Origin of the sequence: Nocardioides oceani, assembly GCF_030412965.1 — a bacterium.
Classification (GTDB): Bacteria; Actinomycetota; Actinomycetes; order Propionibacteriales; family Nocardioidaceae; genus Nocardioides; species Nocardioides oceani.
Genome location: NZ_JAUHJQ010000002.1, coordinates 581,763 through 601,092, shown reverse-complemented (window position 1 = coordinate 601,092; position 19,330 = coordinate 581,763). Strand labels below are relative to the sequence as shown.

Genomic DNA, 19,330 nt, shown 5'->3' with positions numbered 1-19,330 from the left:
ATGACGTTGCTCTTCGTGCTCGGCGTCGTGATGGTCCTCGTCGCGCTGCTGCTCGTCGGCATGGCCCTCTCCCCCGACGGTGGCCAGACGACGGGCGTCGCCCGCTCGCTGGCGGCGATCCAGGCGATCACCTCGGCCCCCAAGGAGCTGCGCGACGAGCTCGACCGGCCGTTCGGCGAGCGGGTGCTCGAGCCGCTCCAGGCCCGGGCGCTCCGGATCGGCCGCCGGCTGTCCGGCGCGGACTCCGCGGAGCGGATCCGCAGGAAGCTCGACTTCGCCGGCAACCCGCGCGACTGGAGCGTCGACCGGGTCGTCTCGGGCAAGGTGATCGGCGCCGTCGCGCTCACCCTGGTCGGCGGTGCGCTCGCCCTGGTGCTCGGCGTGTCGGTGCCGGTCGCGATCGTGATGCTGCTCGGCGGGCTCGTCGTCGGGTTCTTCGTGCCCGACCTGTACCTGTACCAGAAGACCTACGAGCGCACCGAGCGGATGCAGCGCGAGCTCGCCGACGCCATCGACCTGATGACGATCAGCGTCGAGTCCGGTCTCGGCTTCGACGCCGCCGTGCAGCAGGTCGCCCGCAACACCGAGGGTCCGCTGGCCGAGGAGTTCTCCCGAGTTCTGCGCGAGATGCAGATCGGCCAGGGCCGGGCGAATGCGCTGCGCGCCCTGGGGGACCGGACGAACGTGCCCGACCTCAAGGCGTTCGTCGGTGCCATGGTGCAGGCGGACTCCTTCGGCATCCCGATCTCCCAGGTGCTGCGCGTCCAGTCCGGCGAGATGCGCGTGAAGAGACGTCAGCGCGCCGAGCACAAGGCGCAGCAGGTACCTGTCAAGATCACGGTGCCCCTCATCTTCTGCATCCTGCCGTGCTTGTTCATCGCGGTCATGGGGCCCGCGGTGATCAGCATCATGGAGAACATGGGATGACCTTCCCGGACCTGCCGTTCGCGCGACTCAGCCTCGCCGCACGCGGGTTCGTCCTGCTCGCCCTCTGCATCGCGGCGCTCGCCGACAAGGACGAGGACATGTCGCTGGCGCTGATCGCCATCGGCGCGACGTGGGTCGTCGTCCAGCTCGCCGAGTTCCGCCCCGGGGTGTCGACCGCGTTCGCGACGACGTTCGACGCCGTGGTCGTCGGCCTGGTGTGCGGCATCACCGTCGGCGACAGCCTGACCGTCCTGGCGGCCTTGGCCGTCCCGCCGTTCACCGCCGGCCTCTACCGCGGTGCCCTCGGCGTGGCCCTGGCGATGTCTGCCCAGCTCGTCGCCCTCCTCGCGACCGCGTTCCTCGGGTACGACGGGCTGGGCGCCGAGCAGGCGATCGGCGTCTTCACCTGGGGCGTCACCGGGCTCGGGCTCGGCCTGATCGCGACGTTCCTGCACTCCGCCATCGAGCGCTCGGCCGACCCGCTGGCGCCGTACCACTACGCCCAGACGCTGCTGCGGCAGCTCATCGACCTGTCCGGCGGCCTCAGCTCGGGGCTGGACCCGAACGCCCTCGGCGGCGCCATCATCAGCACCGCCCGCGACGAGCTGCCGATCGCGACCCTCGTGCTCTACGTCCCCCGCGGCGACGGCCTCACCCCGCTGGTCGAGAAGCACCTCGACGGCGAGTCGGCCGACTGCGAGGACGTCGCGCTCGAGGCGTGGGCCCGGGGCGAGAACGTCGTGACCGGGCGGTCCTTCGCGATCCCGCTCGACGACGCCGCCGTGGTCGCCGGGGTCCTCTCCGACCGGCTCGACCCCGGCCGGCTCGACCTCGCCGGCCGGATCCGGAGGCTGCAGCGCCGCCTCGCCCCCAGCGCCGTCCACCTCGACACCGCGCTGCTGTTCGCGTCCTTCCGCGACGCCGCGACGGCCGAGGAGCGCCGCCGCCTGGCCCGCGAGATGCACGACGGCGTCGCGCAGGAGATCGCCTCCCTCGGCTACCTCGTCGACGCCCTCGCCGCCCAGCCCGGCTCCCCCGAGCAGGCCGACCGGATCGCCCTGCTGCGGGACCGGGTCAGCCACGTGGTCGGCGAGGTGCGCCAGTCGGTGCTCACCCTGCGCACGAGCATCGGCGAGAACGAGAGCCTCGGGGCGGCGATCAGCTCGATCGCCCGCAACCTCAGCGAGGTCTCCGGCGTACCCATCCAGGTCACGCTCGAGGAGCACACCACGCGGCTGCGTCCGGAGGTGGAGGCGGAGCTGTTCCGCATCACCCAGGAGGCGATGAACAACGCCATCAAGCACGCCCAGGCGTCGGTGATCGACGTCCACTGCCGCGTGCACGCCCCCCGCGCCGTCATCACCGTCTCCGACGACGGTCGGGGGATGCAGCAGGCCCGGTCGGACTCGCACGGCCTGGAGATCATGCGCGAGCGCGCGATGCTCATCGGCGGCCGGCTGAGCATCGACCCCGTTCACGGTGGCGGCCTGATGGTCACCGTGGCCGTGGGCGCCGACCTCGAGCCCGACGTCCACCTCGAGCACGACACCGAAGAGAAGAAGGTGAAGGCATGAGCGACCGGAACATCCGCGTGCTCCTCGTCGACGACCACCAGCTCATCCGCGACGGCCTGTCCGGCGTCCTCGACCTCGAGCACGACATGAGCATCGTCGGCGTCGCCGCCACGGTGGCCGAGGCCATGACGAAGTACGCCGACCTCTCCCCCGACGTCATCGTCACCGACCTGCAGCTGCAGGACGGCACCGGTCTCGACATCGTCCGCGCGGTCCGCAAGCGCAGCAACGACACCGGCCTCATCGTGCTCACCATGCACTCCGGGGACGAGCAGATCTTCGCGGCCATGCAGGCCGGCGCCTCCGGCTTCGTCGGCAAGGACGCTCCCTCGACCGAGGTCGTGAAGGCGGCGCGGCACGCGGCCGTGTCCCCGCGCTCGTTCATCTGCACCGGGCTCGTCGGCGCGATGATGCGCCGCCAGGCCGGCGAGTCGACCAAGCTGTCCGACCGCGAGCACGAGGTGCTGCTGCTCCTGGCGGACGGTCTCGGCGCCGCCCAGATCGGCGACAAGCTCTACCTCAGCGAGTCGACCGCCAAGTCGCACATCGCGAAGATCTACCAGAAGCTCGGCGCGGCCAACCGGGCCCAGGCGCTGGTGACCGCCATGCGGATCGGTCTGCTCTCCAGCGTCAAGCCGGCTGACTCCTGAGGGCCGGGTAGCCCGCCCGACCACGACGGCCGCCGACCGGGGGTAGTCCGTTCGGACTACCCAGGTCGAGACGGTGACGGGATTCGCTGACCTGCGGTTTCAGCGAGGATTCCTGTCGTGAGGTTCTTCGGCCTCGCGCCGAGAACCACTCCCCGTCACAGCACTTCCAAGGAGAACCTGGTCATGGTCGACTACTTCCGCATCCTGCTCAACGCCCGCCTCGCCAAGATGGAGGAGCGCGGCGCCTCCGCCGTCGAGTACGGCCTCCTCATCGCCGGCATCGCGGCCCTCATCGTCGTCGCGGTCTTCGCCCTCGGCCCCGTCGTGAAGGAAGCCTTCAGCGACACGTGCGCGTCGATCAAGAGCGGCAACTCCAACATCTCCTCTAACTGCTGACGCAGTCACCTCACACCGGAGACATGACGATGACGAATCTTCTTGAGCGCCTGTTGAACCGCCGGACCGAGCGCGGTGCTTCTGCCGTGGAGTACGGCCTGTTGATCGCGGGCATCGCCGCGCTGATCGTTGTCGCGGTCTTCGCGCTGGGGCCGGTGGTCTCGGAGGCCTTCGACGACACCTGCGAGAGTATCGCCGGCGCGTCCGGTACCACGATCACCACCGACTGCAGCTGATCCTAGCGTTGACCGGGGGCCGCGTTCGCGGCCCCCGGTCTGCATTTGCCGCCGCTCGACGTGCGAGCCCGATCCGATCGAGCACCCCGGGGTGGCTCTGGAACCACGCGGCGAGCAGGTCCGGCGGAGTGGGATCAGCGAGAGAGTGCTCCGCCAGCTCCACCTGGAGACCCACGAAGGCCTCCGGCTGCTGGGTCGCCGACAGGGCGTCCACGTCGGCGCGCGTCTCGACCTGCCGGCTGATCCCGTTCTGGACCGGGCTGGCTACCAGACCTCCCACGGCGAACAGCGCGAGGACCAGTGGCACCACCGCCGCGTCGCCGGCCGCCGGCCATCCACGATGCCCGAGCCGGCCCACCACGACGGCCAGCAGGCCGACAGCGACGAGAGCCCCGGCAGCGCCGAGCGTGGTGCCGACGACGACGTCCCCGTGCTTGGCGTGCCCCAGCTCGTGCGCCACGACCGACAGCGCCTGGTCGGCCGACAGGTCCTCGACCAGGGTGTCGTAGAGCACCACCCGACGGCTTGCGCCGAAGCCCGAGACGTACGCGTTCAAGGTCGACGTACGTCGGGACGCGTCCGCGACGAGCACCTCGCCGATCTCGACGCCCTCCTCGTCCGCCAGCTCGACGATCCCCTGGCGCAGGGGTCCGTCCGGCAACGGCTCGAAGGAGTTGAACGCCGGCTCGACGACGACCGGGTACACGAACGAGCCGAGCACCACGAGCGCCGCGACGAGCAGACCGGCGACGACCGGCCACACCCGCGGCAGCCGTCGCGCCAACCCGATGACGACCAGCAGGGCGATCGAGGCGACGACGATGCCGAGCACCTCGTTGCGGACGACGTCAGCGGCGTACCCGCTCCACGGCCGGGTGGACAGCCCGTAGTCGCGGCGGTGCTGCTCGAACGCGATGCCGAACGGGAACGTCACGACCCGGCGGACGAGCTCGACGGCGGTCACCAGCACCACGACCTGGACCCACCACGGACCTGGCGCGCGCTGTGCCCAGGACCGGCCGCGCCTGCTGAACCCGAGGTAGCAGGCGACGAGGATCGACACCGCCAGCGACGAGTAGCTCCACGTCCGCGCCCACTGCGAGTACTGCTCCGCGCGGGCGATGTGCTCGGGGCTGAAGTAGTCCTCGGCCCGCACCGGCTCGACGGGCCCGCCTGGCACGGGGTCCCACGGCACGAGCCACCAGGCGAGCAGGACGAAGGCGGTGCCGCCGACAGCGACGAGCGCCCCCGAGAGCTTCCGGGCGGTGGGCGTCACGCGGTTCAGTCTGACAGGCCGGCCAGATCGGCCAGCCTCGACCGCCAGGCGCGGGTGAGGGCGGCCTCGTCCCAGTCGGCGACGTCCCGGAGTGCGTCCTCGAGCCCGAGCCGGGCCGCGGCGCGGTAGAGATCGACGAGGCCGCTCTCCCCCGCGCGCTCCGCCAGGACCACGCAGGCCAGCCAGGCCGCCTCGTACGTCGCGCCGAGGTGCGTGGTGGCGGTGTCGAACTCGACGGGGCCGGGCAGGTCGCCCGGCAGCCCGTCCCGCCGTACCTGCTCGATCACCTGTCCGGCGGTCGTGGTCAGCGGCAGGTCGACGTCTCGCAGGGCGACGTAGTCAGCGAACCCCTCGAGCAGCCAGAGCGGCTGGGTGGTCACCGGCGCCCGGGTCGCGACGTGGGTGGCCTCGTGGCTCATGACCACCTGGGCGCCGCGGCGGCCGAGGCTGCCGAGCACCTCGGGGTTGACGAAGACGTGCAGCGGCGCGTCGGGAGCAGTCGAGCCGTCCGGGGCCGCGGTCACGGCCGCGACAGCGTCGTACTGGCCGTCCTCGGCGCCCAGCGCGGCGCCGAGCCCCTCGGCGGAGCCCGGCACCTCGACCACCAGTCGGGGACGCCAGGCGCGGAGCACTCGACGGACCACCGGCACGGCGGCCTCGGCGCGGGAGAACACGGAGCCGACATCGACGCCAGCGGCAGCGAGCACGAGGACCCGGTCGGACCGGCGCGCCTCGACGGGCCCCGTCAGCCACAACGGGCTCCGGGCATCGCCGCCGCCGACCGACGTGAGCACCGCGTCCTCGCGGTCGGCCGCGAAGGTCATCTCGACCTCGGTGCGCGCCGGTCGCACGTCGAAGCCGCCGAACCGCCAGGTGACGTCGACAGCCGCCCGAACCCCCTCGTCGGTCCGCCCGAGGACGTCCACGAGGCGGAGGTCGAGGTCACGGACCCGCAGCAGGGAGGCGTTGCGGACGACGTCGGCGGGCGTGCCCTGGAGCGAGCCGGCGTCGCCGGCCGCGGCGGCCTCCTCCAGCCGGTCGAGCGCGGCGTCGACCGCCCGCGGGCCCAGGGCATCGGCTGTCCGTCCTGCCGGCGTGGCGACGTACGCGTCGTCCCGCAGGGTCAGCCAGGAGACGGCCCCGACGGCCAGCACCGCGAACGCGACGAGGCCGGCCACCCACCGACGTGGGCGACCGGCCTCGGCCGGACGGACGGGCTCAGCCAGGGCGCACCGCGCCGACGTACGGCATCGAGTGCAGCGGCGCAGTGGTGACGCCGGAGCCGGGGTTGGCCGCGTGCACGATCATCCCGCCGCCGATGTACATGCCGACGTGGCTGATCGGGCTGTAGTAGAAGACGAGGTCGCCCGGCTGGAGGTCGCTCTCAGCGACCTGCGGTCCGGAGGAGTACTGGGCGCTCGAGGAGTGCGGGAGAGCCACGCCGGCCGCGCCCCACGCCATCATGGTCAGGCCCGAGCAGTCGAAGGCGCTGGGGCCGGCCGCACCGTAGACGTAGGCGTCCCCGACCTGGGCCATCGCGTACGCGACGGCGGCCGCGGCCCGGCCCGAGGCCGGCACGGACACCGGCGGGCGGGTCGTGTCGCGGGAGACGAGCGCCTCGCGCTCCTTCTCCTCGAGCCGGTCGAGGAGACCCTCGGCCTCGGCGAGCTTCTCGTCGATCTCCGCCTTCTCCTCGGCGAGCTGCTCCTTGACCTCGGCCACCTGGGCCGCGCGGTCCTGGGTCGCCTCGCGACGGATGTCGAGAGCCTCGAGCTCGGCGGTGTAGTCGCCGTACATCTGGTCCTGCAGGTCGTCGAAGGCCGACATCGTCGAGAGCTCGGCGAGGAAGCCCTGCGGGTCGTCGGAGACGATCACCTGGCCGACGGCAGAGAGGCCCTGGCCCTGGTACTGGCGGACGACGGAGCGCTCGACCTGCTGGCGAACCCCCTCGAGGCGGTCACCTTGGCGGTCCTCGTCGGCCCGAAGCGAGCGCAGGTCGCTGTTGAGCTCGCGCAGCTCGATCCTGGCGTCGTTGAACCGCTCCGAGGCCTGCTCGGCCTCGTGGAACAGCCGGTCGACCCGGGCCTGGACGTCGTCGATGTCCGGCTCCGCCTGGGCGGGCCCGGAGGGGCCGATGCCGATGAGTCCGACGAGGGCGAGCCCGGTGAGGGCGGGGATGATGCGCTTCCGGCCGTTGAGCACGAGCGGACGGTCTCCTCGGTGTCGTACGCCTACCGGGTGAGCTGACGGGTTCGGGCACGACAGGCCCTACGCCCGCTCCTCACCGCTGTGCGGTGCCTCGCGGGTGATTCACCCCAGTGACGCTGCGCGCAGCGCCGGTGGTTCCCCGGCTCCCGGACCGCCGCAGCGGGCCAGGACTCGACGCGGTGCCCGCGCAGACCGGTTGGTCCACTGCCACGGGCGCCTGAGCACGACAGGTTAGTCGCGGGTCCGGTGTCCCGCGAATCTTCCCCGGTATGTCGCAACAGTTTCTGGGGAGAGCGCCGGATTCTTTACCCCCAGCGGTCACCCACGTCACTGCCGTCACAGGAGTCACGCCGACTCGACGTCGTACCCGTCCACTGGTCGCACCAGCCGCAGCGGAGGCACCAGCCCGCTCTCCGCCAGCACGTCCAGAGCCTGTCGCTCGTCATCGTCGAAGGTCAGCTCCGGGGGCGGCCCCAGCAGCACCGTCACCACGCAGTCATGGCAGGCCAGACCCCGCACCACGCAGGTGTCGCAGTCGATCCGTGTCGTCATGCAGCACACCGTGGCAGTGCCCACCGACAGTCAGTAGACAGCGTCTGCAAGGCGAGCGCGTTGTCGACCTCTGGCCCGACCAAGCGCGGGTCTCTCGACGAGCAACCAGGATGCAATCGCGAACGGCATGGTGACGGCGCCCGAAACCATCACAAAGACGAGCCACGGCAGGTCCGCCAAGCCGTTCATGATGAGTGCCTGCTGCACCGGGAACGAGTACAGGTAAATGCCGTACGAGACATCGTGCTTCGTCCCCTGCCATTCGTGGGCGCCGCGGCTCGCGACGTACAGGCAGAGGTACACCAGCGGCATCGAGGCGACGAGGCGGTAGTTCTCCAGTGCAACGGGACTGGCGAGCACAAGCGCTCCAGCAGCGACCGCGGTGGGTCTGCACAAACGCACCCTGTGCCGAAGGCAGTAGAGCAAGGCGCCGGCAAGGAAGGGCAGTCCCGCTCGCAGGGGACCCCAGAAGGTGACCGGACCGACCATCGGTGGCAGGCCGGCCGCCTCGACCGCTGCCGCTACCCCCCACACTGCGACGAAGAGGGCGCCGACCGTGCGTGCTCGGATCGAGCGTGTCACTCCGAGGGCCGCCACGACGGCATAGCACGACCCTTCCCACCACAGGCTCCACAGCGAGCCGTTCCAAGAAGCGTCGAACTGGTTCGGCACGGCGCCGGCGATCCCCCACTGCCGCACCCAGATCGTCGCATTCGACGAGACGAAATCGACCAGGTCCGTCGCCCGCGGAACGGGAACACCGGCTGCCATGCACGCTGTCGGAACGATCACGAATGCCGTCACGACGAGCGACATCCACAGGCCCGGGAGGAGACGTCGTGCCCGCCCGACCGCGAACAGTCGCACGCTCGGTCGGCCGCACCAGGACTTGCAGATGAGGAAGCCCGAGATCCCGAAGAAGGCATCGACACCCACGTCGCTGACGACCCGCTGGACAGCAGGAGGCAGGACGCCGCCTCGCAACGAGACGCCGTGCCACATCACCACTTCAAGAGCGAGAAGCAGCCGCAGGAAGGTGAGACTGTTCGGAGCAGCGCTGTCATAGCGCGCACCAAGCGTCGTGGACTGCGGCACGGTCCGATGGTCGCGGCGCGGCTCGATCCTGTCCCACGAACGCCCCTGGCCTCGCGGGTCGTTCCCAGTGTCGGCTGCACTACGTCAGCGACGACGTTCGGACTATCTTTGCCGAGTGGATGGCACCTCTGGCGAGGACTACGCCGACCGATTGGTCCAGCTCAGCGACGCCCGCTGGAAACGGCTTCTGAATGTCCAGACGCCCTACCGTTGGCACCTTCGTCGTCACCGCCTCGGCCGAACACTCGACGTCGGCTGCGGTATCGGCCGGAACCTCGCCTGGCTGCCTGACGGGTCAGTTGGGGTCGACCACAACGAGGCCTCCGTCCGCGTTGCTCGTGGGCGCGGGCTTGCGGCCTTCACGGTCGCCGAGTGGCGCCGGGCCGATCAGGCCGTGGCGGGGTCCTTCGACTCCCTCCTCCTTGCGCACGTCGTCGAGCACATGACCATTGGCGAGGCGAGGGCGCTGCTCGAGGAGCACCTACCGGCTGTGCGCCTGGGCGGCCGAGTCCTCGTCATCTGTCCCCAGGAACGGGGCTTCGCCTCCGATCCAACGCACGTCGAGTGGTTCGACGACGGGAAGATCGCGAATCTCCTCGCACAGTCCGGCCTGCAAGTGCGACGAGCATCGAGCTTTCCCTTGCCGCGGAGGGCCGGCCGCGTGTTCAGGTACAACGAGTTCGTGGTCGAAGCGGTCAAGCACTGATCAGCTGATCAGCGCCGCCAGGGCGTCGACCGAGGCGCCGCGTGCGCCCGCGCGGGTGACGTCGGCCAGGACGGCCTGGTCACCGGTCACGACGACGACCACGCGGCCCGCCGGCTCGGCGGCGACCAAGTCCCTGATCACATCGTCCGCGATCGTGCCCTCGGGGCTGAAGTACACCCGGACGCCACGGGGCGCCGCGACCACCGGACGGGCACCCTGACCGGCCTGGCCCGCGTCGAAGACCACGGTGGTGTCGACGCCGGTCCGGGCCACCAGCGGCGCGAGGCCGTTGACGAGCCGGATCCGCTGCGCCTCGAGCGGTGAGGTCGGCCAGACGTTCTTGCTGACGTTGTAGCCGTCGACGATGAGCCGGGCGCGCGGCATGGCGAGGTACTGCTCGAGCAGGCCGGCCGAGGCGCCGGTCAGGAGCCGTGCCCCGTCCGCGACACCGGCCGACAGCCCGGCCTCGACGCGGTCGGCCGGTGCGCCGCTCACCGACGGCAGGCCCAGCTCGCGGCGGAGACCGGCGGCGGCGTCGATCATCGTCTCCAGCAGGACCCGCGCCCGCACGGTGGCCTCGTCCCGCTCCGCTCGTACGGCGCGGCGCCCGGCCGAGGCGTCCGCCTCGAGCTCCGCGACGCGGGCACGCAGCCGGCGTACCTCCCGCTCCTGCGCCGACGCCAGGGCCTCGACCTCGCGACGCAGACCGTCGACCTCCGCAGCCGCCTGCTCGCCGGCTGCCCGAGCCGCCTTCTCCGCGGCGCGGGCCTCCCCGAGCCGGCGCCGCAGGGTCGCGTTCTCGCCCTTGACCTCGTCAACCTGGGCGCGGTGCATGGCCCGCTGCTCACGGGCCGCACGCTCGGCAGCGTCGAGCCGGTCGCGCAGCCGGGACAACTCGGTCTCCTCGCGGGTGGGGCCGGCCGGGACGACGCCGTGGAGGGCGGCCGCCAGCTCCTCCTCCCACGCGCCGGTCCGGACCAGCCAGGCCGTCGCCGCGCGGTCGAAGGGCGTGGCCGCCGTCGCCGGCTGCACCACGAGGTGGGACGCAACGCGGCCACGCAGCTCCTCGTCCCGCAGCGCCGAGGCGATCGCCGTCGCGCCCAGCTTCGCCCGGCGGGCCGGGGCGAAGGTCGCGACCCGGCGGAGCGCGGGCGGCAGCTGACCCAGCGCGGGAAGCACCTCCGCCGTCATCGCCACCACGCGGGCCTGCACGGGCTCGGGCAGCTGCGCGAGGGCCGGGGCCGACGCGGGCGACGAGGAGGAGGTGGACAACGGTGGCTCCAGACGGTCGGGAGGGACGACGACGAGCCTATTCCGCGAGCCGTCACGGGATTGTCGGCGCCCGCGCCTAGCGTCGCCCGCATGAGCAGCACCCTCTCCACCGAGCACCCGGGAGGCCGGCCCTCGGCGGGCCGGGCGACCTGGGAGTCGCAACGGAGCTTCGACGAGCTCGGGAGGCCGCTCCGCGACATCACCTTCACCGTGGTCGACCTCGAGACGACCGGGGGCTCCGCCGAGGGCGGCTCGATGATCACCGAGATCGGCGCGGTCAAGGTGCGCGGCGGCGAGGTGCTCGGCGAGTTCCAGACCCTGGTCGATCCCCGCGGCCCGATCCCGCCGTTCATCGCCGTCCTCACGGGCATCAGCAACGCGATGGTCGCGGATGCGCCTCCGGTCGAGTCGGCGCTGCCCGCGTTCCTGGAGTTCGCGGCCGGGACGGTGCTGGTCGCCCACAACGCCCCGTTCGACGTCGGCTTCCTCAAGCACTTCTGCGAGCAGCAGGGGCGGCCCTGGCCGGCGTTCGAGGTGCTGGACACCGCCCGGCTGGCGCGCCGCGTGATCACCAAGGACGACGCACCGAACTGCAAGCTCTCCTCGCTCGCCCGGGCGTTCGGCTCGGCCACCACCCCCAACCACCGCGCCCTCTCCGACGCCCGCGCGACCGTCGACGTCCTGCACGGGCTGATGGAACGCCTCGGCGGCCTCGGCGTGCACACGCTCGAGGAGCTCCAGACGTTCTCCGGACGCGTGAGCACCGCCCAGCGCCGCAAGCGCCACCTCGCCGAGGGCCTGCCGCACGCCCCCGGGGTCTACCTCTTCCGCGACCACGAGCGCCGGGTGTTGTACGTCGGCACGTCCAAGGACCTCCGGACGCGCGTACGCACCTACTTCACCGCCTCCGAGACCCGGTCCCGGATGGGCGAGATGGTCGGCATCGCCGACAGCGTCACCGGCATCGAGTGCGCGACGCCGCTCGAGGCCGAGGTCCGCGAGCTGCGGCTGATCGCCGAGCACAAGCCACGCTACAACCGCCGCTCGCGGTTCCCGGAGAAGACGACGTTCGTGAAGCTGACTCGCGAGCCGTGGCCGCGGCTGTCACTGGTCAAGCGGGTCCTCGACGACGACGCCGACTACCTCGGCCCGTTCTCCTCGCGGAAGGTGGCGGAGAACTGCCTCGCCGCCCTGCACGACACGTTCCCTCTGCGGCAGTGCTCAGACCGGTTCGGCAAGGCGCCGTCCCGCACGCCGTGCGTCCTCGCCGAGCTCGGCCGGTGCCTCTCCCCCTGCGACGGCACGGTCGACCACGACACGTACGCCGCGGTCGTGCGACAGCTGCGGGACTCGCTGCTGCGCCGTCCGGACCGGGTCGTGGAGCAGATCAACGTCCGGATGGAGGCACTCGCGGCCGACGAGCGGTTCGAGGAGGCCGGCGTCCACCGCGATCGGCTCGCCGCATTCATCCGTGCCGCCAGCCGCACCCAGCGGTTGAGCGCCCTCACCCGCTGCCCCGAGGTGGTCGCGGCACGGCGCGGGGACGACGGGCGCTGGGCGGTGCACGTCGTGCGGCACGGCCGGCTCGCAGCCGCAGGCGTCATCCCGCCGGGAGCCGACGCCCATGCGTACGTCGCGTCGCTGCGCGCCTCCGCCGAGACCGTCTCCGGCGGCCCGGGTCCGGTGCCGGTCGCCACGGCCGAGGAGACCGAGAAGATCCTCCGGTGGCTGGAGTCGCCGGGCATCCGCCTGGTCGGCGTCGAGGGCGAGTGGGTCTGCCCCGTCGACGGCGCCACGCGGCACCTCGCCGTCCACGACGCGGTGAGCCGCTCACGGACCGAGCTGGTGCCCTTCGACGACCGCCGCGACCTCGCGCCGGTGCACCAGCCGGCGCGCTGAGGATCGCCCGGCCGAAGGCCCGTCACGGCTAGGGTCTGGCCCATGATCACCGCCATCGTCTTCGTCAAGGCTGACGTCGCCCGCATCCCCGAGGTGGCCGAGGCGATCGCAGCCCTCGACGGGGTCAGCGAGGTCTACTCGGTGACCGGGCAGATCGACCTCATCGCGCTGGTCCGGGTCCGCGACCACGACGACGTGGCGCGGGTGGTGGCCGACCGCCTCAACAAGGTCGAGGGCGTCACCGCGACCGAGACGCACATCGCCTTCCGCGCCTACTCCCAGCACGACCTCGAGTCGGCGTTCTCCCTCGGCCTCGACTAGGTAGACGGCGACAACCTCCCGTCTGGGCAACGGATAGTCACTTCGGGCCATTCTCCTACCGGTCGGCCAGACCTGTACGTGAGTACTCCTACGCGAGCCGTCCGCTTTCTAATCTTCCCACTGGAAGCGGGAGGCGAGATGGATCAGACGACGGTCGTGCTGGTGCCGATGTACAACGAAGCGTCGGTGGTCGGCACAGTGGTGGCCGAGCTGCGCGAGCACTTCGCAACCATCGTCTGCGTCGACGACGGCAGCTCGGACGACTCGGCCAGCGTGGCGCGGACGGCGGGCGCCCTCGTCCTCCGGCACCCCGTGAACCTCGGCCAGGGCGCCGCCCTGCAGACCGGCTTCGACCTGCTCTCCCGCCGACCGGGCACGGGCCTCACGGTCACCTTCGACGCCGACGGGCAGCACCGGGTCGCGGACGCGGTCGCCATGGTCGAGGCCAGCCGCCGAACCGGGGTGGACGTGCTGCTCGGGTCCCGAGCCCTCGGATCCACCACGGACCAGCCGCTCGCACGCCGACTGCTCCTCGCGGCCGCCCTGCGCTACTCGCGCTGGTCGACGGGCCTTGCGCTGACCGACACGCACAACGGGCTGCGGGTGCTCAGCAGGCGCGCGATCGGCGCGATCAGGCTGCGTCAGCCGGGCATGGCATACGCGACCGAGCTCGAGTCGGCGATCACGCAGTCTCGGCTCAGCTGGGCGGAGCACCCGACCACCATCGCGTACACCGAGTACTCCCGCCGCAAGGGCCAGTCGAACCTGAACGCCTTCAACATCGTCTACGACCTGACCAGCCAGCGGTTGAGGTCGGCGCTGTGATCATCAAGGTATTCCTCATCGCCAGTGTGGCGATGGCGGGGTGGTGGCTCCTCCGCAGCAGCGGTGGCCGCCAGCTGGCGGCCACTCGACTCGGCGGTCTCCTCTTCGCCGCGAGCTGGGTCACCGCGGTCATGGCCCCGGACCTCGTCAGCAGGGTCGCCAACCTCATGGGCGTGGGCCGCGGCACCGACCTGGTGCTCTATCTCCTCGTAGTGGCCTTCCTGTTCAGCTCCATCGCCCAGCGGCAGCGCCTCCGAACGGTCGAGGAGCGGCTCGCGACCGTGGCGCGGTCGCAGGCGCTCCTCGAGCTGGAACTGGCGCGCCGTACCGACGAGCGGGAGCGTGTGCCCGAGTCATGACGTTGGACGCGATCGACATCGTCGTCCCCTTCTACGGGCGCGTGGACTACCTCGCCGCCACCGTCGACAGCGTTCTCGCGCAGGACGACCCGCGGTGGCGACTGACCGTGGTGGAGGACGGCCGGCACGACGGGCTCGGCACGCCGGCATGGCAGCGGCGGCTCGAGGACCCCCGCGTCCGGTGGGTCACCAACCCGGAGCGGCTCGGTCTCACACGCAACTTCCAGCGGGCGCTGGACCTCGTCGACCACGAGTGGTGCGTCTTCCCTGGCTGCGACGACGTCCTCCTCCCCCACTACGTGCGGACGATCAGGGAAGTCGTCACCCACGGGACGACGATCGACATGGTGCTACCCGCGGTGCAGGTGATCGACGAGAGCGGGCGCCGCTCGGCGCCCCTCGCCGACCGGGTCAAGCGCTTGCTCCGAGCCAGGCAGCCTGCGGCCGAGCTGCACGGGGAAGGTCTGGCCGCGTCGCTGATGCACGGCAACTGGCTCTACTTCCCCGCGCTGTCCTGGCGCAGCAGCCGCATCAAGGAGATCGGCTTCCGCCAGGACCTGCCGACCACGCTCGACCTGGCCCTGGCCGTCGAGGTCGTCCGTCGCGGCGGCGTCCTGGCCCTGACGGATGTTGAGGCGTTCCAGTACCGGCGACACGGACTGAGCGAGTCGTCATTGGCGGCGTCGACGCGGACGCGCTTCGTCGAGGAGCGCCTCCTGTTCTCCGAGCTCGAGGCCGCTTTCAGCGCCATGGGTTGGCCCCGCGCTGCGCGCGCTGCACGATGGCACGTGACCAGCCGGCTTCATCGCGGTGTCGCGCACGTCGCACGGCGACGGACCGGCGGCCGTCTGCGGGTAGGCCCCTCGTGACCGCCCCGGCGCGCGCAGCCCTGTGGTTCGTGCTCGGAACCTTGTGCCTGCAGGCGGCCTGGGTCCTCACCGTCCCGCCCTACCGGGGGCTGGACGAGCACGAGCACGCCTACAAGGCCGCCGCGGTGGCGCGAGGTGACTGGTCCCCGACCCACCCTCGCTCCCCGGACGGATGGGGGGACCGGCTGCAGGTACCGCGGGATGTCGTCGACAGCGCTCACCCCGTGTGCGAGTCGCTGCCCTACACGACCCCCGACAACTGCGAGGGGACGTCGAACGGCGACGGGAGGACGACCGTCGCCAGCTCGGCGGCGCGCTACAACCCGGTGTTCTACGCGCTCGTCGGCTCCGCGGCCCTCCCGTTCGACGGTGTCGCCGCCCTGTACGCGATGAGAGTCTGCGCGGCCCTCCTGTGTGCGTTCCTCCTCGGCGCCGCGGCGTTCGTGCTCGCCCGTCGCGGGTCCTCGAGGTGGACCTGGATGTGCTTCGCGTCGGTCCTGACGCCGATCGTGCTGTACTCGAGTGCCGTGGCCGCCCCGAACGGCGTGGAGCTGGCCTCGGCCGTGCTCGTCTGGGTGGGCATCGTGGGCCTGAGGCGCGACTCGTCCAGGAGCCCGGCCCCCGACCGCTTCTACCTCGGGGCCGTGGCGATGGGCGGCCTGGGCCTTGTCATGGTGCGGACGCTGGGGCCGCTGTGGTTGGTCCTCATCCTCGCCGGCGGGTCCCTGCTGCTGGGGCGTCCGCGGGTGTTCGCACTGCTGCGCTCCCGAGCCGGCGCGGCGACCGCGGGCCTCCTCGTGGTGGCAGGAGTCGCTGCCCTGGGCTGGACCGCCGCGGCACGGACGAACGACCCGGGCGGCCCCCTCGGGGTCACGCGCGACGCCTGGGCGGCGCTCCCCGGCGGCTGGGCGATGTGGCTCTTCCAGTCGGTGGCTGCATTCCCGGCCCGGGACGAGATCGCTCCGCTCGGCTTGTACGCCGTCACGCTGACCGTCTGGACCGTCATCCTCCTCGTGGGCCTCCGCGCCGCGGACCACCGCCTCAGGCGCGCGGTCGCACTCGTGGTCGTCTCCGCCGTGCTGGTGCCGTCGGCCGCGACCCTCCTGACGCACGCCGAGCTCGGCATCGCCTGGCAGGGCCGGTACAGCTACCCCCTCGCGCTGGGAGCGCTCCTGCTGTGCGCAGCCGCCAAACCACCGCTCCCGCACGTCCACGGGCGGCTGGCGGTGGCCCTCGTCGCGCTGACCGTCGTCGTCCCCACTGCAGCCGTCGAGCTGATCGGCGTCCTCGACGTCGTCAGGGGCGAACGACTGTCCAGCCCGCTGGCAGGCACGGACTCATGGTTCGTGCCGCCGGACAGCGTCCTCGCACTGCTTGTCGTGAGCGGCGCGACAGCGTGGGGCGTCGCCGTCGCCGTCGCGACACGGTCGCGCCATCTGGAACCCGAGGGTCCGGCCCCGGGACGGCTGACACTGGAGCCCAGTACTCTCCACCGATGACCTGGCTCGCGGACCACTGGCTCGACGTGGTCGGGTGGGGCGGGAGCGCGCTGCTGGTCTACTCGCTCCTGCAGGCGCGGGTGCTGCGCTTCCGCACGCTCAACCTGCTCGGCTGCCTGGTGCTGCTCGTGTTCAACGCGCTCGTCGGGGTGTGGCCGATGGTGGGGATGAACGCGGTGCTGGCGGTCATCAACGTCTACTGGATCGTGCGGCTGACGCGCGACCGGCACGACGAGGCGGCGTTCGAGGTCGTCGAGGTGCGGCCGGAGGACGCCTACCTGCGCCACGTCCTGCGCACGCACGCCGAGGACATCCGGCGCTTCCAGCCCGACTTCGACCCGGCACCGGCCGGCAGCCAGCACGCGTTCGTGGTGCTCAAGGGTGACGAGACGGTCGGGATCGTCGTGCTCCGCAAGGACGGCGACGTCGCGCACGTCCAGCTCGACTACGTGACGCCCCGCTACCGCGACTTCTCCCCCGGCGAGTTCCTCTGGCGCCGCAGCGGCGTGCTGCGCGACCTCGGCCTGCGCCACGTGCTGACGCCGCCGGGGATGGTCGGCGCCTACTACCCCCACCTCGGCTTCCGCCCGAACGGTCGCCAGTTCGTCCTCGACCTCTGAGGCTCGGCCGAGCAAGGCCGTCAGGCGGAGGAGGCCGCCACCCAGCGCTCCAGCGTGGCCGCGGCGGCGCCGGAGTCGATCGCCTCGCCGGCCCGGCGGATCCCGTCGCCGAGCGACTCCGTGGCGGGCAGCGACGGCGAGGCATGCACCGCCAGGGCCGCCCCGGCGTTGAGCAGGACCGCGTCGCGCACCGGCCCGCGCTCGCCGGCCAGCAGGCGGCGTACGACGTCGGCATTGTGCGCGGCGTCGCCGCCCTGGAGGTCCTCCGCCGTCGCCGGCGCCAGGTCGTACGCCGCCGGGTCGACGGTCTCGGGGACGACCTCGCCCGCGTGGACCCGCCACAGCCGCGACGTGGTCGTCGTCGTGAGCTCGTCGAGCCCGTCGTCGCCGCGGAACACCCACGCGTCGACGCCCCGCGCGGCGTACACCCCGGCCATCACCGGCGCGACGCGCGCGTCCGCGCAGCCGATGGCCTGCGCGGCGGGGCGGGCCGGGTTGGTGAGCGGGCCGAGCAGGTTGAACGACGTGCCGATGCCGAGCTCCCGGCGCGGGACGGCCGCGTGCCGCATCGCCGGGTGGAACGCGGCGGAGAAGCAGAACGTGATCCCCGCCTCCACGGCGACCTCGGCGACCCGGGCGACCGGCAGGTCGAGACGGATGCCGAGCGCCTCGAGCACGTCGGCCGAGCCGGACTTCGAGGAGGCCGAGCGGTTGCCGTGCTTGACCACGGGCGCGCCCGCGCCGGCGGCGACGATCGCCGACATGGTCGAGATGTTCACCGAGAACGACCGGTCGCCGCCGGTCCCCACGACGTCGAGCAGCCGGCCCGGCACGGAGATCGGGTTCGCGGCCGCCAGCATCGCCTCGGCGAGCCCGCGCAGCTCGTCGGTGGTCTCGCCCTTGGCGCGCAGCGCGACGGCGAAGCCGGCGACCTGCGCTGGCGTGGCCTCACCGGCGAGCACCTCCCCCATCGCCCAGGCGGTCTGGTCGGCGCTCAGGTCCTCCCCGGCGACGAGCGCGCCGAGGACCTCGGCCCAGGTCGACACCTCAGGAGGTGGAGGTGCTCGAGGCGGGCACCCGCGAGCGCAGCAGCGCGACGACGGTCTCCGCGAGCTGGATCGGGTCGAGCGGGTGCGGCACCGCCGCCTCCGCCCGCGACCACGTCGCGAGCCACGCGTCCTGCGGGCGGCCGGTCAGCACGACCACCGGCGGGCACTGGTAGATCTCGTCCTTGAGCTGCTTGGCGATGCCCATGCCGCCGGCGGGCACGGCCTCGCCGTCGAGGATCACCAGGTCGACGTGGCCGGCGTCCATGTTCTGGATCACGACCGGCTCGGTCGCGACCTCGACGTACTCCAGCTCGGGCAGGTCCGGGTGCGGGCGCCGGCCCAGCGCCAGGATCACCTGCTGGCGGGTGTTCACGTCGTCGCTGTAGACGAGCACCTTGAGCGGAGCGGTCGCGGAGTCGGTCACGCCCGGGATCGTACGACGCACGGCCGGTCGCTGCCCACGACCCTCCCTAGGATCCGGACATGCCGGCGCTGCAGCGAACGACGGAGCCCACCACCCTGGTCCGCACCTCGACGGTGCCGCGGCCGGCGCCGGAGGTGTGGGCGCGCGTGACCAGCCCGGCCGGCATCCGTCACGAGATGCGGCCCTGGCTGTCGATGACGATGCCGCCGGCACTCCGCGGCGGCACCGTCGACGACGCCGCGCCGCTGCTGGGCCGCCCCCTCGGCAAGGCCTGGCTGCTCGCCGGCGGCGTCCTCCCCGTCGACTTCGACGACATGACCGTCGTGGCGCTCGAGCCCGGGCGCCGGTTCCACGAGCGCTCGCGGATGCTGCTCTTCCCGCGCTGGGAGCACGAACGGACCGTGCAGCCGCTCGACGCGGGGACGTGCGAGGTCACCGACCGGCTCACCTTCTCGCCGCGTCTGCCGGGCGCCCGCCACGTCGTCGGCTCGTTCTTCACCCACCGCCACCGCCGCCTCCGCGCGTGGGCCCGGCCGCCGGGGGCCGGACGCTCAGGAACCGCTCGCTAGGTTC

Annotated in this window: 22 protein-coding genes and 1 riboswitch; of the genes, 14 read left to right on the top strand and 8 right to left on the bottom strand. The window is 72.2% G+C overall.

All coding sequences use genetic code 11. From position 1 onward, the window contains the following. The 5 genes from QWY28_RS08460 (at position 1) to QWY28_RS08440 (ending at position 3,783) form a co-directional block, all read left to right on the top strand. Positions 1-927, top strand: coding sequence for a type II secretion system F family protein (locus tag QWY28_RS08460; RefSeq protein WP_300951963.1), 927 nt, complete (start codon positions 1-3; stop codon positions 925-927). Further along, positions 924-2,501: a sensor histidine kinase gene (locus QWY28_RS08455; protein ID WP_300951962.1), complete on the top strand. Its 1,578-nt coding sequence runs from the start codon at positions 924-926 to the stop codon at positions 2,499-2,501. Before QWY28_RS08460 ends, QWY28_RS08455 begins: the two co-directional genes overlap by 4 nt. Further along, on the top strand, positions 2,498-3,151 hold the full coding sequence (locus tag QWY28_RS08450; RefSeq protein ID WP_300951960.1) for a response regulator transcription factor: 654 nt from the start codon (positions 2,498-2,500) through the stop codon (positions 3,149-3,151). Before QWY28_RS08455 ends, QWY28_RS08450 begins: the two co-directional genes overlap by 4 nt. 117 nt (positions 3,152-3,268) lie before the next feature. After that, the gene (locus QWY28_RS08445) at positions 3,269-3,547 is read left to right on the top strand and encodes a Flp family type IVb pilin (protein ID WP_300951958.1); all 279 of its coding nucleotides are present in this window, start codon (positions 3,269-3,271) and stop codon (positions 3,545-3,547) included. A gap of 23 nt (positions 3,548-3,570) precedes the next feature. Next, the gene (locus QWY28_RS08440) at positions 3,571-3,783 is read left to right on the top strand and encodes a Flp family type IVb pilin (protein ID WP_300951956.1); all 213 of its coding nucleotides are present in this window, start codon (positions 3,571-3,573) and stop codon (positions 3,781-3,783) included. Here the strand turns inward: QWY28_RS08440 and QWY28_RS08435 are convergent. The 5 genes from QWY28_RS08435 to QWY28_RS08415 form a co-directional block, all read right to left on the bottom strand. Further along, a complete protein-coding gene (locus tag QWY28_RS08435; protein ID WP_300951955.1) occupies positions 3,764-5,059 on the bottom strand; it encodes a M48 family metallopeptidase in 1,296 nt (431 codons plus the stop codon). The two genes, QWY28_RS08440 and QWY28_RS08435, sit on opposite strands and share 20 nt — an antisense overlap. 5 nt (positions 5,060-5,064) lie before the next feature. Continuing rightward, positions 5,065-6,237 carry a hypothetical protein gene (locus QWY28_RS08430; protein ID WP_300951954.1) on the bottom strand — a complete coding sequence of 391 codons (1,173 nt, stop codon included), beginning with the start codon at positions 6,235-6,237 and terminating at the stop codon, positions 5,065-5,067. Positions 6,238-6,277: 40 nt separating this feature from the next. After that, complete coding sequence (locus QWY28_RS08425) at positions 6,278-7,261, bottom strand: C40 family peptidase (RefSeq protein ID WP_300951952.1); 984 nt, start codon at positions 7,259-7,261, stop codon at positions 6,278-6,280. 11 nt (positions 7,262-7,272) lie between these two features. After that, a riboswitch (cyclic di-AMP (ydaO/yuaA leader) is annotated at positions 7,273-7,439 on the bottom strand. 173 nt (positions 7,440-7,612) lie between these two features. Beyond that, positions 7,613-7,819, bottom strand: coding sequence for a hypothetical protein (locus QWY28_RS08420; RefSeq protein ID WP_300951950.1), 207 nt, complete (start codon positions 7,817-7,819; stop codon positions 7,613-7,615). 30 nt (positions 7,820-7,849) lie between these two features. After that, the gene (locus tag QWY28_RS08415) at positions 7,850-8,914 is read right to left on the bottom strand and encodes an acyltransferase family protein (RefSeq protein ID WP_300951948.1); all 1,065 of its coding nucleotides are present in this window, start codon (positions 8,912-8,914) and stop codon (positions 7,850-7,852) included. A gap of 115 nt (positions 8,915-9,029) precedes the next feature. Between QWY28_RS08415 and QWY28_RS08410 the strand changes: the two genes are divergently transcribed. Beyond that, positions 9,030-9,620: a class I SAM-dependent methyltransferase gene (locus QWY28_RS08410; protein ID WP_300951946.1), complete on the top strand. Its 591-nt coding sequence runs from the start codon at positions 9,030-9,032 to the stop codon at positions 9,618-9,620. Here QWY28_RS08410 and QWY28_RS08405 read toward each other — a convergent pair whose 3' ends face one another. Beyond that, positions 9,621-10,892, bottom strand: a complete 1,272-nt coding sequence (locus tag QWY28_RS08405) for an NYN domain-containing protein (protein WP_300951945.1) — start codon at positions 10,890-10,892, stop codon at positions 9,621-9,623. A gap of 90 nt (positions 10,893-10,982) precedes the next feature. Between QWY28_RS08405 and QWY28_RS08400 the strand changes: the two genes are divergently transcribed. The 7 genes from QWY28_RS08400 to QWY28_RS08370 all read left to right on the top strand — a co-directional run bounded on the left by QWY28_RS08400 (position 10,983) and on the right by QWY28_RS08370 (position 17,284). Then, complete coding sequence (locus QWY28_RS08400; protein WP_300951943.1) at positions 10,983-12,791, top strand: DEDD exonuclease domain-containing protein; 1,809 nt, start codon at positions 10,983-10,985, stop codon at positions 12,789-12,791. Positions 12,792-12,833: 42 nt separating this feature from the next. Continuing rightward, positions 12,834-13,112: an Lrp/AsnC family transcriptional regulator gene (locus QWY28_RS08395; RefSeq protein ID WP_300951942.1), complete on the top strand. Its 279-nt coding sequence runs from the start codon at positions 12,834-12,836 to the stop codon at positions 13,110-13,112. A gap of 138 nt (positions 13,113-13,250) precedes the next feature. Continuing rightward, positions 13,251-13,937: a glycosyltransferase family 2 protein gene (locus tag QWY28_RS08390; RefSeq protein WP_300951940.1), complete on the top strand. Its 687-nt coding sequence runs from the start codon at positions 13,251-13,253 to the stop codon at positions 13,935-13,937. Next, complete coding sequence (locus QWY28_RS08385) at positions 13,934-14,296, top strand: DUF2304 domain-containing protein (RefSeq protein WP_300951939.1); 363 nt, start codon at positions 13,934-13,936, stop codon at positions 14,294-14,296. Before QWY28_RS08390 ends, QWY28_RS08385 begins: the two co-directional genes overlap by 4 nt. Next, positions 14,293-15,165: a glycosyltransferase family 2 protein gene (locus tag QWY28_RS08380; RefSeq protein WP_300951937.1), complete on the top strand. Its 873-nt coding sequence runs from the start codon at positions 14,293-14,295 to the stop codon at positions 15,163-15,165. Before QWY28_RS08385 ends, QWY28_RS08380 begins: the two co-directional genes overlap by 4 nt. Then, positions 15,162-16,664, top strand: a complete 1,503-nt coding sequence (locus QWY28_RS08375; RefSeq protein ID WP_300951935.1) for a DUF2142 domain-containing protein — start codon at positions 15,162-15,164, stop codon at positions 16,662-16,664. Before QWY28_RS08380 ends, QWY28_RS08375 begins: the two co-directional genes overlap by 4 nt. Further along, complete coding sequence (locus tag QWY28_RS08370; RefSeq protein WP_300951934.1) at positions 16,661-17,284, top strand: GNAT family N-acetyltransferase; 624 nt, start codon at positions 16,661-16,663, stop codon at positions 17,282-17,284. The genes QWY28_RS08375 and QWY28_RS08370 overlap by 4 nt, the downstream gene beginning before the upstream one ends. A gap of 20 nt (positions 17,285-17,304) precedes the next feature. Here the strand turns inward: QWY28_RS08370 and trpD are convergent, their stop codons facing one another. Both trpD and QWY28_RS08360 read right to left on the bottom strand, forming a co-directional pair. Further along, positions 17,305-18,330 (bottom strand): anthranilate phosphoribosyltransferase, encoded by a 1,026-nt coding sequence (gene trpD / locus QWY28_RS08365; protein ID WP_300951932.1) that lies wholly within the window; start codon positions 18,328-18,330, stop codon positions 17,305-17,307. A 1-nt stretch (position 18,331) separates the two neighbouring features. After that, the gene (locus tag QWY28_RS08360) at positions 18,332-18,757 is read right to left on the bottom strand and encodes an Rv3143 family two-component system response regulator (RefSeq protein ID WP_300951930.1); all 426 of its coding nucleotides are present in this window, start codon (positions 18,755-18,757) and stop codon (positions 18,332-18,334) included. A 59-nt stretch (positions 18,758-18,816) separates the two neighbouring features. Between QWY28_RS08360 and QWY28_RS08355 the strand changes: the two genes are divergently transcribed. After that, positions 18,817-19,326, top strand: a complete 510-nt coding sequence (locus QWY28_RS08355) for an Rv1443c family protein (RefSeq protein ID WP_300951928.1) — start codon at positions 18,817-18,819, stop codon at positions 19,324-19,326. Positions 19,327-19,330: the final 4 nt, after the last annotated feature.

Bases quoted from the DNA above. Each gene is read 5' to 3' on its own strand.
- QWY28_RS08460 (WP_300951963.1), top strand. From the start codon at position 1: ATGACGTTGCTCTTCGTGCTCGGCGTCGTGATGGTCCTCGTCGCGCTG.
- QWY28_RS08455 (WP_300951962.1), top strand. From the start codon at position 924: ATGACCTTCCCGGACCTGCCGTTCGCGCGACTCAGCCTCGCCGCACGC.
- QWY28_RS08450 (WP_300951960.1), top strand. From the start codon at position 2,498: ATGAGCGACCGGAACATCCGCGTGCTCCTCGTCGACGACCACCAGCTC.
- QWY28_RS08440 (WP_300951956.1), top strand. From the start codon at position 3,571: ATGACGATGACGAATCTTCTTGAGCGCCTGTTGAACCGCCGGACCGAG.
- QWY28_RS08420 (WP_300951950.1), bottom strand. From the start codon at position 7,819: ATGACGACACGGATCGACTGCGACACCTGCGTGGTGCGGGGTCTGGCC.
- QWY28_RS08400 (WP_300951943.1), top strand. From the start codon at position 10,983: ATGAGCAGCACCCTCTCCACCGAGCACCCGGGAGGCCGGCCCTCGGCG.
- QWY28_RS08395 (WP_300951942.1), top strand. From the start codon at position 12,834: ATGATCACCGCCATCGTCTTCGTCAAGGCTGACGTCGCCCGCATCCCC.
- QWY28_RS08390 (WP_300951940.1), top strand. From the start codon at position 13,251: ATGGATCAGACGACGGTCGTGCTGGTGCCGATGTACAACGAAGCGTCG.
- QWY28_RS08380 (WP_300951937.1), top strand. From the start codon at position 14,293: ATGACGTTGGACGCGATCGACATCGTCGTCCCCTTCTACGGGCGCGTG.
- QWY28_RS08370 (WP_300951934.1), top strand. From the start codon at position 16,661: ATGACCTGGCTCGCGGACCACTGGCTCGACGTGGTCGGGTGGGGCGGG.
- QWY28_RS08355 (WP_300951928.1), top strand. From the start codon at position 18,817: ATGCCGGCGCTGCAGCGAACGACGGAGCCCACCACCCTGGTCCGCACC.